Here is a 12,116-nt window from a genome sequence, read left to right on the forward strand (position 1 = left end):
GTCGACGCTGGTGAACCTGCTGCTGCGTTTCTACGACGTGGAGAGCGGGCGCATCCTGATCGACGGGCAGGACATCGCCTCGGTGACGCAGGCGAGCCTGCGCGCGCAGATCGGCATGGTGACGCAGGACACCTCGCTGCTGCACCGCTCCGTGCTCGACAACATCGTCTACGGCAAGCCGGGAGCCGGCGAGGCCGAGGCGATGGAGGCGGCGCGGCGGGCCCATGCGACCGGCTTCATCGACGGTCTCGAGGACCTGGAAGGGCGCAAGGGGCTGATGGCGCATGTCGGCGAACGGGGCGTGAAGCTGTCCGGCGGCCAGCGCCAGCGCATCGCGATTGCCCGGGTGCTCTTGAAGAACGCGCCGATCCTGGTGCTGGACGAGGCGACCTCGGCGCTCGATTCGGAAGTCGAGGCGGCGATCCAGGACAGCCTCAACGAGTTGATGGCCGGCAAGACGGTGATCGCCATCGCCCACCGGCTGTCGACCATCGCGGCGATGGACCGGCTGATCGTGATGGATCGCGGGCGCATCGTCGAGGACGGCACGCACGAGGAGCTGCTGGCCCGCGGCGGGCTCTATGCCAGCCTGTGGAGCCGGCAGTCGGGAGGCTTCATCGACAGCGGCCGCGAGGCGGTGTAACACCGCCCCACACGCCGCGCTTCGTGCGCGGTGGGTGGGGAGGAAACCGGAGAGGGCCGTCGCGTCTTGCGTGCGGGCGAAACGAGCGACGCCCGCCGCGGCGTGGCGATGGCCAAAATCCGGCGTCATTGCTGCAATCATTGGGCAAAAAACCGCGACAAAGAGTCGTCACCACCCATGATCATCTGGACAAGCGCGGGCAAGGGTGCCAATAACTGCCCCGCTTGGAAAGATGCGGAAAGCCGCATCTGCCGCCCAGACGACGCACTCCGCCGACCTTCGTCCCCGTTTCGGCCGGGCCAGGGACGGCGGCGTTTGCCGTTCTCGTCGGGCATATAGGTTAAAGAGGACGCGACCTTGGCACAGCAGGATACGGTCGAACCCACTCGCCGCGATTTCCTCTATATCGCGACCGGTGCGATGGGGGCGGTTGGCACAGCCGCGCTCGCATGGCCTTTCATCGACCAGATGAACCCGGATGCGTCGGCCCTGTCGCTGGCCTCCATCGAGGTCGACGTCTCGGCCATCGAGGAGGGGCAGGAAATCAAGGTGATGTGGCGCGGCAAGCCGGTGTTCATCCGCAACCGCAGCGCCAGGGAAGTCGAGGAGGCGAACGCCGTCGCGATCTCCGATCTTCCCGACACCAACGCGCGCAACGCCAACCTTGCCGCCGACGCGGAGGCGACCGACGCCAACCGCGGCGTCGAGGGTCGCGAAGCGCTGATCGTGATGGTCGGCGTGTGCACCCATCTTGGCTGCATCCCGCTCGGGCAGTCCGGCGATTTCGGCGGCTGGTTCTGCCCCTGCCACGGCTCGCACTACGATACGGCCGGCCGCATCCGCAAGGGACCCGCGCCCGAGAATCTCCTGATCCCGCCGTTCGAGTTCATCTCGGACAACGTGATTCAGATCGGTTGATAGCGGCAATCCATAGGAGAGGCAGCCATGGCTGGACATTCCAATTACGTGCCGCAGAGCGCGGCGGCTAAGTGGCTCGAGAGCCGCCTTCCCGTCATCGGGCTCGTTCGCGGTTCCTTCGTCGATTTCCCCACCCCGAAGAACCTCAATTACTGGTGGACCTTTGGCGGCATCCTGTTCTTCGTGCTGATCGCGCAGATCGTCACCGGCATCGTGCTGGTGATGCACTACACGCCGAACACCGCGATGGCCTTCGCGTCCGTCGAGCACATCATGCGCGACGTGAACTTCGGCTGGCTGCTGCGCTACCTGCATGCCAACGGCGCCTCGATGTTCTTCATCGCCGTGTTCATCCACATGTTCCGCGGCATGTATTACGGCTCCTACAAGGCGCCGCGCGAGATCTCGTGGATCCTCGGCGTCGTGATCTTCCTGATCATGATGGCGACCGCATTCATGGGCTATGTGCTGCCGTGGGGCCAGATGTCCTTCTGGGGCGCCACGGTGATCACCAACCTGTTCTCGGCGCTGCCGCTGGTCGGCGAGCCGATCGTGAACTGGCTGTGGGGCGGCTTCGCCGTCGACAATCCGACGCTGAACCGCTTCTTCTCGCTGCACTACCTGCTGCCGTTCATGATCTTCGGCGTCGTTCTGCTGCACGTGTGGGCGTTCCACACCACCGGCAACAACAACCCGACGGGCATCAACCCGAAGACCAAGCAGGACACGATCCCGTTCCATCCGTATTACACGATCAAGGATCTGTTCGCGATCGTGGTGTTCATGATCCTGTTCGCCTACTTCGTGTTCTACATCCCGAACTTCCTGGGTCACGCCGACAACTACATCGAGGCCGATCCGCTGGTGACCCCGACGCATATCGTTCCCGAGTGGTACTTCCTGCCGTTCTACGCGATCCTGCGCGCGGTTCCGGACAAGCTCGGCGGCGTCATCCTGATGTTCGGTTCGATCGCGGTGATGTTCATCCTGCCGTGGCTCGACACCTCGAAGGTCCGTTCGGGCACCTATCGTCCGCTGTTCAAGCAGTTCTTCTGGATCTTCGCCGCCGTCTGCGTCGGTCTCGGCTACCTCGGCGCCATGCCGGCGGAAGGCGGCTACGTGATCGCGGCCCGTATCCTGACGGCCTACTATTTCGCTCACTTCCTGATCATCCTGCCGCTGCTGGGCTTCCTGGAGAAGCCGAAGGAGCTGCCGGCCTCGATCTCGGAAGCCGTGCTCAGCGGTGGCGGCAAGCCGGCCGGTGCGGTCGCGGCGCCGGAAACGAAGTGACCCACGGACGGGATTGGGAGTTCTCCTCAATGAAGACGATGATCGAATCCGTGCGTGGCGCCCTGCTGGCCGTGGCCGCAATGGCGGTCGCCGCGCCGGCAATGGCCGCGGGCGAGGCCCCGCATATCGAGCGCCAGCAATGGTCGTTCTCCGGCCCCTTCGGCCAGTACGACAAGGCGCAGTTGCAGCGTGGCTTCAAGGTGTACAAGGAGGTTTGCGCCTCCTGTCACGGCATGCAGCTGCTCTCGTTCCGCAACCTGGCGGAAGCGGGCGGCCCGGGCTTCACCGAAGACCAGGTCAAGGTGATCGCGGCCGAGTACATGGTCATGAAGGGCCCGAACGACGACGGCGAGATGGAGGAGGTCGCAGCGATCCCCTCCGACCGCTGGCCGTCTCCGTTCCCGAACCAGCAGGCGGCCCGCGCCGCCAATGGCGGCGCCTATCCGCCGGACTTCTCGACGCTGGCCAAGGCCCGTGCCGTCGCCAGCGGCTTCCCGGGCTTCGTGTTCGACATGTTCACGCAGTACCAGGAGCACGGTCCGGACTACATCTACAACCTGCTGACGGGCTACAAGGATGCGCCGGCCTGTTTCGGCGAGGATTTCTCGGGCTATTACAACGAGAAGTTCATCGGCGGCTCGATCAGCAATGAGGAATGCCAAGGCCAGAACCTTACCGGCGGCCCGATCGGCATGGCGCCGCCGTTGTCCGACGAGCAGGTCGAGTACACCGACGGCACGCCGATGACGGTTGATCAGTACTCGCGCGACGTCTCCGCCTTCATGATGTGGGTTGCCGAGCCGAAGCTCGAGGAGCGCAAGAGCATGGGCTTCCGCGTGATGATCTTCCTCATCATCTTCGCCTCGCTGCTCTACTTCACCAAGAAGTCGATCTGGCGCGACGTCGAGCACTAGGTCGTGAACTCATAGTTCTGACGAGAAACGGTATGCGCGAGCCTGATCGGATACAAGGAGCAAGACCGCAGGGAACCGTCCGGTTTTCAAGGGCTTGCGACGCTGTTGCCGGTAGGTTCGCACATACCCGGAGGGCGTCGACCCGGCTTCGATCTGCGGCGTCGGACCGCTCGGTCGGGGGACCCGCCCCGGCCATCGCGCTCCTCCTGGCATATCATTGCCGGGCCAGACGCCGTTTCCGGCACAATTATGAGTCCACGACCTAAGCGGCCACGACGAAAGTCCTGAACAACCGGCCGCCGGAGCAATCCGGCGGCCTTTTCATGTCCGCGGCCCTGTTGGACGGACGGGGCGCAAATGCTATCGCAACGGGCAGGCAGAGGAGTTGCANTCGGGGGACCCGCCCCGGCCATCGCGCTCCTCCTGGCATATCATTGCCGGGCCAGACGCCGTTTCCGGCACAATTATGAGTCCACGACCTAAGCGGCCACGACGAAAGTCCTGAACAACCGGCCGCCGGAGCAATCCGGCGGCCTTTTCATGTCCGCGGCCCTGTTGGACGGACGGGGCGCAAATGCTATCGCAACGGGCAGGCAGAGGAGTTGCACGGATGGTCAAGGCTGTACTGGGTGTGATCGGCGGATCGGGGCTCTACGACCTGCCGGCGCTGGAAGGCGCCGAATGGGTCGAGGTCGAAAGCCCCTGGGGCGAGGCGTCGGATGCCGTGCGGATCGGCGAGATCGACGGGCTGAAGGTGGTCTTCCTGCCTCGCCACGGCCGCGGCCACCGCTTCGCGCCGTCCGACATCAACTACCGCGCCAATATCGACGTGATGAAGCGCTGCGGTGTCACCTCGCTGGTTTCGGTCTCCGCCGTGGGGTCGCTCAACGAGGCGATGGCGCCGGGGCATTTCGTGCTGGTCGACCAGTTCATCGACCGCACCTTCGCGCGGGCCAAGAGCTTCTTCGGAAAGGGCTGCGTCGCCCATGTGTCGATGGCCGAGCCGGTCTCGCCGGGCCTTGTCGGCCATGTCGCGGCGGCGGCCGAAGCGGAGGCACTGACCTTCCACCGCGGCGGCACGTATCTGGCCATGGAAGGCCCTCAATTCTCCTCTCTGGCGGAAAGCAACCTCTACCGGAGCTGGAGCTGCGACGTGATCGGCATGACCAACATGCCGGAGGCGAAGCTCGCCCGCGAGGCGGAGATCTGCTACGCGACCGTCGCCATGGTCACCGATTACGACAGCTGGCATCCCGACCACGGGTCGGTCGACATCCAGTCGATCATCAAGGTGCTGCACGACAATGCAGACAATGCCCGCCGGCTGGTCGCACGGCTGGCGCAGGACCTGCCGCGCACGCACGAGCCGTGCCCGGTCGGCTCCGACACGGCGCTGGAATACGCGCTGATGACGGCGCCGGAGGCGCGCGATCCCGAGCTGGTGGCGAAGCTCGACGCGGTCGCCGGCCGCGTGCTCTCCCGCTAGGGCGACCAATGTACGGCGAACGAAACCGCTTTGCCGGGCCGGCGAATGTGGCAAACTCTCCCACCAAAGGGTTGCGCGGAAGCCCGACGGGCACGCGCGCCCCAAGCAGCAAGACGGACGGGCAATGACGACTGAAACGGTCTCGCAGGAGCTGATGGCGGCAATCCGGACGATTCCGGACTATCCCAAGCAGGGCATCCTGTTTCGCGACATCACCACGCTGCTGGGGAATGCGCGGGCGTTCCGCCGGGCGGTCGACGCGCTGGTGCAGCCCTGGGCGGGCGCGAAGATCGACCAGGTCGCGGGCATCGAGGCGCGCGGCTTCATCCTCGGCGGCGCGGTGGCGCATCAGCTGTCCTCCGGCTTCGTTCCGATCCGCAAGAAGGGCAAGCTGCCGCACGAGACGGTGCGCATCGCCTATTCGCTGGAATACGGCCTCGACGAGATGGAGGTGCACAAGGATGCGATCCGTCCGGGCGAGAAGGTGATCCTGGTCGACGACCTGATCGCTACCGGCGGCACGGCGGAGGCGGCGACCAAGCTGCTGCAGCAGATGGGCGCCGAGGTGGTCTCGGCCTGTTTCATCATCGACCTGCCGGATCTCGGCGGGCGCGCGCGCCTGGAAGCCCTCGGCGTTCCCGTGCGCACGCTGGTGGACTTTCCGGGCCATTGACCGGGGAGGGGACCCGCGACCCGGCCCGCAGCGACGGGCAAGACGGCGGGGCGCCGGCGTTCGGCGATGCCTTCCTGAAAGACTTCGAGACGCTGCTGGCATGGCGGCGGGACGTGCGGCGGTTCGACCCGCGCGCCCTGCCCGAGGGGCTGCTGGAGACGCTGCTGGCACAGGCGCACATGTCGCCGTCGGTCGGCAACAGCCAGCCCTGGCGCTTCGTGCTGGTGGACGAGCCGGACCGGCGCACGGCGGTACGGGCAAGCTTTCTCAAGGCCAATGCCGATGCGCTGTCGTCCTATGACGGCGAGCGGGCCGAACTCTATGCCCGGCTGAAGCTGGAGGGCCTGACCATCGCGCCGGTGCAGCTCGCCGTCTTCTGCGACGAGGGCACCGCCCAGGGCGGGGGGCTCGGCCGGCGGACGATGCCGGAAATGCTGGCCTATTCCTGCGTCTGCGCCGTCAACACGCTGTGGCTGGCCGCGCGCGCCCGCGGCGTCGGCCTCGGCTGGGTGTCGATCATCGATCCGCAGGAGGTCGCGCAAGCGCTGGACGTGCCGGACGCCTGGCGGCTGATCGCCTATCTGTGCATCGGCTATCCGCAGGAGGAACACGACGACCCGGAACTGGAGCGCGCCGGCTGGCAGGCGCGACAGGGGCTCGGCGAACGGTTGTTCCGGCGTTAATCTCACCGACAAGTACGGCGGGCGCGGCGCCTGCCCATCACGAGGACATTGCCATGACCGTAACCATTCGCGCCAAGACGGAGGACGACCACGCGGCGGTGGTCGAGCTGCTGACCCGACGATGGACCAGCCCGGAGATCCTGATCGAAGGCGAGATGATCGATGCGTCGCGCCTGCCCGGCTTCATTGCACTGGACGATGACGGCGAAATGGTCGGCCTGGTCACTCTGATCCAGCGCGCGAGCGAATGGGAGATCCTGACGCTGGATTCGCTCAATCGCTGGGGCGGCATCGGCACGCTGCTTTTGAAGGCGGTGGCGGGCGCTGCGGTCGAGAACGGCATTCGCCGGCTGCTGGTGCGCACCTCCAACGACAATCTCGACGCCTTCCGCTTCTACCAGCGCCGCGACTTCCGACTGGAGAAGATTGTCCCCGGCGCCATCGACGAGGAGCGCAAGCTGAAGCCCGAGATCCCGATGCTGGGCGAATACGGCATTCCGATCCGCGACGAGGTCGTCTTCGCCCGCAGGCTCTAGCGGCTTACTCTGCGGGCCTCCGCGCGACCAGCACCTTGCCGGTGAAGGAGAACACGGTCACGCCGTCCTGATTGACGCCTTCGTTGCCGTGGATCGCGAGGCCCCACTGGGGCCTCGTGCGCATCTCGCGCTTCTCCAGCAGGGTCGAGCTGTAGGTGATCGTATCGCCGGCGAAGACCGGGCGGATCCACTTCAGGTCGGTAAAGCCGGGGGAGGGGCCGAGGCGCGAGGGCGTGCCGAGCCTTTCGCATTCTGCCTGGATATGGGCGACCATCAGCTTCATCCACACCGAGCCGGTGTGCCAGCCGGAGGCGCACAGACGCCCGAAATGGGTCTTGGCCGCCTCTTCGTCCGACAGGTGGAAGGGCTGGGGATCGAAGGCGCGCGCGTAGCGCACGATCTCTTCCGGCGTGAAATGATGGCTGCCGAGATCGCGGCGCTCGCCGATGGCCATGTCCTCGAACCAGGTCATTGGGCGGCCTCCCGCCGTGCGAACAGGATCTTGTTGCGCTGGGTCATGACGGTGGCGCCGGTCTGGTCGGTGACGGTGAACAGGAAGTCGACCATTCCGAGGTCGGGACGCGAGTTCAGCACGCGGCTGGAGATCACCTCGGCGCTGGCGTTCAGCACGTCGCCGGGGCGCACCGGACGCATCCAGCGCACTTCCTCGACGCCGGGCGAACCCCTGCCGCTGGAATTCAGCAGCAGGCCGTCGCACATCAGGCGCATCAGCATGGAAATCGTGTGCCAGCCGGATGCGGCCAGTCCGCCGAGAAGGGAGGCTTCGCCCGCCGACTCGTCGAGGTGGAACGGCTGGGGATCGAACTCGGCGGCGAAGGCGATGATCTCGTCGCGGGTGACGGTCTTGGAGCCGAGGGCGATGGTCTCGCCGGGCTCGAAATCCTCGAAGCTTCTGAACGTGCTCATGATGTCGATCTATACGCAGCCGGAGGCTGCTGTCGAGAGCCTCCGGCCGCGCGCCGACACTCAGTCGTAATAGATCTCGTTGTCGTCGAGATAGACGTTGCTCGCCTCGCAGATGTCGATGTCGATCGGCTCGTCGAGCACCTCGCCGCCGTCGGTCCCGAGCCAGCCGACCCGGAAGGTCTGGGCGCAGGACCCGGTATCGTCCGTGAATTCGGCACGGGCCGACTCGTCCGGACCGATCGGGCTGGAGAGCCAGTTGCTCGACCAGCCGCTGCCGTCGTTGGTGTAGAAGCCGACGACGGTGTTGTCGTCCGTGTTGTTGTAGATCTGGAAGTAGCCTTCGGCGCCCGTGCCTGCCAGGGCAGCGGACGCACAAAGGAACAGCGCCGCCGAAGCGGTCGCGAGCATGCGATGGAACATGCGATTTCCCTCAGGAGATGGCCGCCACGATGGCGGCGGTGCAAATCCTAGACTGCCTTCCGGGAAAGCGCGAGAGCGACCAAAGACCGACGTTCAGGTGTTGAACTTGAACAGCAGGACGTCGCCGTCCTTGACCACGTATTCCTTGCCCTCGTCGCGGGCCTTGCCGGCTTCCTTGGCCGGAGCCTCGCCGCCGAGGGTGACGTAGTCGTCGAAGGCGATGGTCTGGGCGCGGATGAAACCGCGCTCGAAATCGCTGTGGATGACGCCGGCCGCCTGCGGGGCCTTGGTGCCCTTGCGGATCGTCCAGGCGCGGGCTTCCTTCGGACCGGCGGTGAAATAGGTGATAAGGTCGAGCAGGTCGTAGCCGGCGCGGATGAGCCGGTCGAGGCCCGGCTCCTCGAGACCCATGGTCTCCAGGTACTCGGCCTGTTCGGCATCGTCGAGCTGGGCGATCTCGGCCTCGATGGCGGCGGAGATCACGACGCAGGCCGCGCCTTCCGCCTCTGCCATCTCGCGCACGCGCTCGGACTGGGCGTTGCCGGTGGCCGAGCAGGACTCCTCGACGTTGCAGACATAGAGGATCGGCTTGGTGGTCAGCAGGTTGAGGCCGGCGAGGATCTTGCGCTCCTCCGGGGTGGAGACGTCGAGCAGGCGCGCGGGCTTGCCCTCGCGCAAGAGCTCCAGCGCTCCTTCCATGATCGGGATCACCGCCTTGGCGTCCTTGTCGCCGCCGGTCGCCTTCTTCTTGAGCGGCGCCAGGCGACGCTCGAGGCTCTCCATGTCGGAGATCATCAGTTCGGTCTCGACGGTCTGGGCATCGGCGATGGGGTCGATGCGCCCGTCGACATGGGTGATGTCGTCATCCTCGAAGCAGCGCAGCACATGGGCGATGGCGTCGACCTCGCGGATGTTGGCGAGGAACTGGTTGCCGAGGCCCTCGCCCTTGGAGGCGCCGCGCACCAGGCCGGCAATGTCGACGAAGGTGAGGCGCGTGGGGACGATGCTGGCGGACTTGGCGATGCGGGCGATGTCCTTAAGGCGCGGATCCGGCACCGCTACCTCGCCGGTGTTCGGCTCGATGGTGCAGAAGGGATAGTTCGCGGCCTGAGCCGCCGCGGTCTTGGTCAACGCGTTGAACAGCGTGGACTTGCCCACATTCGGCAGGCCGACAATGCCGCACTGGAATCCCATCTCGTCTCAGTCCTTCTTTCCAAACATCCGTGCGAGCTGCTCCGCGAGCCCCGTCTTGGGCGTGCTGTCCTTGCCGCGCCGCGGCAGCGGCGGGTTCGGATTGCGGGACGTGCCGCCCGAGGCTGCGCCTGGCTCCTTGCGGGGCTTTTGCGGCTTTGCCGGGGCCAGCGCCAGATGCAGCCGGTTGCAGAATTCCGAATGGTGCCCGCCGACCAGAAGGCCGGCTTCGGCGGCGATGGCGTCGAGCATCGGGTCGAGCCATTCGGCATCGACCTTGGCGAAATCGCCCAGCACATGCGCGGTGACGCGGTCCTTGTGGCCCGGGTGCCCGATGCCGAGGCGCACGCGCGAGTATTCCTTGCCCAGATGGGCATCGATGGAGCGGATGCCGTTATGGCCGCCGCTGCCGCCCCCGACCTTGGTGCGAACCTTGCCCGGCGGCAGGTCGAGCTCGTCGTAGAGCACGATGACGTCGGCGGGCGCGAGCTTGTAGAAGCGGGCGGCCTCGCCGACCGAGCGGCCGGAGTCGTTCATGTAGGTCTGGGGTTTCATCAGCATCACCTTCTCGCCGTCGAGAAGGCCTTCGCTGACTTCCGCCTTGAAGCGGCTTCGCCAAGGGGCGAAGGAGGAATTCCGGCCGTGGATCGCGTCCACGGCCAGAAAACCGATATTGTGGCGATTGCGGGCGTATTTCTCGCCCGGATTGCCGAGACCGACGATGAGGCGCATGGGTACTCCCCGTCACTTCCCCTCGCCGGTGCCCGAGCGGGGGCCTCAGCCCTCGCTCTCGTCCTCGGCAGCCTCGTCCTCGTCCGACGCACCGGCGCCGCCGCCCGGGGCAGCGATCGTCGCGAGGGTGAAGTCGCGATCGGTGATGGTCGGGGCGGAGCCGGCGGGGATGTCCACGGCCGAAATGTGGATCGAGTCGCCGACCTTGGCCTTGGCCAGGTCGATGACGAGCGCATCCGGAATGGCGTCGGCCGGCACGGTCATCTCGACCGTGTGGCGAACCACGTTGAGCACGCCGCCTGCCTTGATGCCCGGGCACTTCTCTTCGTTGATGAAGTGGACCGGCACGTCGACGGTCAGCGTCGCGCCCTTGGACACGCGCAGGAAGTCGACATGGATCAGGTCGTCGCGAACCGGATCGAGCTGGTAGTCCTTGGCGATGACGCGGTGAGCGACGCCGTCGACCTCGATGGTGCCGAGGTGGGTCATGAAGCCGCCGCGGTGCAGGGCGATCGTGGACTCCTTGATCGGAATCGCGATCGGCAGGGCAGCTTTCTTCTCACCGTAGATCACGGCGGGGACGAGGCCTTCACGGCGAAGTGCACGAGCGGCCCCCTTGCCAACCCGGTCCCTCACCGAAGCCTTCAGCACATAGCCTTCAGCCATGGTAGTTCTCCTTGATGTTTCGTGAAAGCGGGCGGCTGCCAGTGCTCTGGCCTCGATGCCGACCCGATTGCGCCGCCTCCAGGGGTGCAGGTGCGCGCCGGTGCTATAGCGGAAGCCGCGGAAAAGGGCAAGCGCGCGGCGGGGTTCCGCGTATCCCGATGACGCTACGGGACGTTCCGATCTTGCATGTTTTCATCAATGCGGTTTTTTATGTCTGCGGCGTCCGCACCAAGCCCTGCCGACAGAGAGCTTGACGGAGCGCGGCTTGGGGGGAACGGGAAGCATGAGGACCTGGTTTGCAAGGCTGGTGGTAGCGGGCACCCTGGTGCTGGGGCTGACGGGACCGAACGCTGCAGTCGGCCTCAACGTCTTCGAAACGGAACTCGGCCAGTTGGCGAGGACGCGGCTGCTGGAGATCGCCCGCTCGGACGCGGTGGTCGATGCCGTGCGCGAGCAGAACCGGACGACCGCCGAACTCAGCGACGCCGGGATCGCCGAACTGGACGGCGAATGGGCGGCCGAGGCCGCCGGCCGGGAGACGGGCGGGGAAACGGGACCGCTGATCGCCGAGACGATGGGCCGGCCCGTGTCGCTCTACCTGCGCCAGATCCAGGCACGCAGCGAGGGCCTGTTCACCGAGATCATCCTGATGGATGCCCGCGGGCTGAACGTCGGCATCAGCGAGGTCACCTCCGACTACTGGCAGGGCGACGAGGACAAGTGGCAGAAGACGTTCCTCGCCGGTCCGCACAGCCTGCATATCGGCGCTTTGGAGGAAGACCTCTCGACTCGCACGGTGCAGAGCCAGGTGAGCCTGCCGGTCGTCGACCCGGATACGGGCGAGGCGATCGGCGCGCTGACCTTCGGCATCGATGTGGAAGAGCTGTGAAGGTGCGGCAACCGCCCCGGAAACGACCCTGCACAGATTGACAAGGCCGACCTGCTGCGGTCACCTGCCCGCCCGGCACGTTTGCGCCCGCATCGCTGCGGGCGGGATGCGCCGACATATCAGCAAGATGTCCGCATGACGGACTGAA

Annotated in this window: 15 protein-coding genes; 9 read left to right on the top strand and 6 right to left on the bottom strand. The window is 66.1% G+C overall.

Annotation, left to right across the window (positions count from 1 at the left end; all coding sequences use genetic code 11):
* From MNI96_RS20705 to MNI96_RS20740, 8 genes are all read left to right on the top strand, one after another.
* On the top strand, window positions 1-643 hold a 643-nt coding region (locus MNI96_RS20705), incomplete at its 5' end, for an ABC transporter ATP-binding protein (RefSeq protein ID WP_249696265.1).
* Between the two features lie 357 nt (window positions 644-1,000).
* Window positions 1,001-1,561, top strand: coding sequence for a ubiquinol-cytochrome c reductase iron-sulfur subunit (petA, locus tag MNI96_RS20710; protein WP_249696268.1), 561 nt, complete (start codon window positions 1,001-1,003; stop codon window positions 1,559-1,561).
* Between the two features lie 27 nt (window positions 1,562-1,588).
* Entirely contained in the window at window positions 1,589-2,851 is a 1,263-nt protein-coding gene (locus tag MNI96_RS20715; protein ID WP_249696270.1) for a cytochrome b, read from the top strand.
* Window positions 2,852-2,880: 29 nt separating this feature from the next.
* Entirely contained in the window at window positions 2,881-3,765 is an 885-nt protein-coding gene (locus MNI96_RS20720; protein ID WP_249696272.1) for a cytochrome c1, read from the top strand.
* Between the two features lie 610 nt (window positions 3,766-4,375).
* A complete protein-coding gene (locus tag MNI96_RS20725) occupies window positions 4,376-5,251 on the top strand; it encodes an S-methyl-5'-thioadenosine phosphorylase (RefSeq protein WP_249696274.1) in 876 nt (291 codons plus the stop codon).
* A 124-nt stretch (window positions 5,252-5,375) separates the two neighbouring features.
* Window positions 5,376-5,924 (top strand): adenine phosphoribosyltransferase, encoded by a 549-nt coding sequence (locus tag MNI96_RS20730; protein WP_249696276.1) that lies wholly within the window; start codon window positions 5,376-5,378, stop codon window positions 5,922-5,924.
* A complete protein-coding gene (gene bluB, locus MNI96_RS20735) occupies window positions 5,921-6,607 on the top strand; it encodes a 5,6-dimethylbenzimidazole synthase (protein WP_283776613.1) in 687 nt (228 codons plus the stop codon). The genes MNI96_RS20730 and bluB overlap by 4 nt, the downstream gene beginning before the upstream one ends.
* Window positions 6,608-6,660: 53 nt before the next feature.
* Window positions 6,661-7,143: a GNAT family N-acetyltransferase gene (locus tag MNI96_RS20740; RefSeq protein WP_249696278.1), complete on the top strand. Its 483-nt coding sequence runs from the start codon at window positions 6,661-6,663 to the stop codon at window positions 7,141-7,143.
* A 4-nt stretch (window positions 7,144-7,147) separates the two neighbouring features.
* Here MNI96_RS20740 and MNI96_RS20745 read toward each other — a convergent pair whose 3' ends face one another.
* From MNI96_RS20745 to MNI96_RS20770, 6 genes are all read right to left on the bottom strand, one after another.
* Window positions 7,148-7,615 carry a MaoC family dehydratase gene (locus MNI96_RS20745; protein ID WP_249696279.1) on the bottom strand — a complete coding sequence of 156 codons (468 nt, stop codon included), beginning with the start codon at window positions 7,613-7,615 and terminating at the stop codon, window positions 7,148-7,150.
* Window positions 7,612-8,070, bottom strand: a complete 459-nt coding sequence (locus tag MNI96_RS20750) for a MaoC family dehydratase (protein WP_249696281.1) — start codon at window positions 8,068-8,070, stop codon at window positions 7,612-7,614. The genes MNI96_RS20745 and MNI96_RS20750 overlap by 4 nt, the downstream gene beginning before the upstream one ends.
* A gap of 60 nt (window positions 8,071-8,130) precedes the next feature.
* A complete protein-coding gene (locus MNI96_RS20755) occupies window positions 8,131-8,490 on the bottom strand; it encodes a hypothetical protein (RefSeq protein WP_249696283.1) in 360 nt (119 codons plus the stop codon).
* 93 nt (window positions 8,491-8,583) lie between these two features.
* Window positions 8,584-9,684 carry a redox-regulated ATPase YchF gene (gene ychF, locus MNI96_RS20760; RefSeq protein WP_097173740.1) on the bottom strand — a complete coding sequence of 367 codons (1,101 nt, stop codon included), beginning with the start codon at window positions 9,682-9,684 and terminating at the stop codon, window positions 8,584-8,586.
* 6 nt (window positions 9,685-9,690) lie between these two features.
* Entirely contained in the window at window positions 9,691-10,413 is a 723-nt protein-coding gene (pth, locus tag MNI96_RS20765; RefSeq protein ID WP_249696285.1) for an aminoacyl-tRNA hydrolase, read from the bottom strand.
* A 45-nt stretch (window positions 10,414-10,458) separates the two neighbouring features.
* Window positions 10,459-11,079: a 50S ribosomal protein L25/general stress protein Ctc gene (locus MNI96_RS20770; protein ID WP_249696287.1), complete on the bottom strand. Its 621-nt coding sequence runs from the start codon at window positions 11,077-11,079 to the stop codon at window positions 10,459-10,461.
* Window positions 11,080-11,362: 283 nt separating this feature from the next.
* On the opposite strand from MNI96_RS20770, the gene MNI96_RS20775 reads away from it, so the two are divergent.
* Complete coding sequence (locus MNI96_RS20775) at window positions 11,363-11,968, top strand: hypothetical protein (protein WP_249696289.1); 606 nt, start codon at window positions 11,363-11,365, stop codon at window positions 11,966-11,968.
* The last annotated feature ends 148 nt before the right edge of the window (window positions 11,969-12,116 follow it).

This window comes from Stappia sp. WLB 29 (assembly GCF_023507705.1).
In the GTDB taxonomy this organism is placed as follows: domain Bacteria; phylum Pseudomonadota; class Alphaproteobacteria; order Rhizobiales; family Stappiaceae; genus Stappia.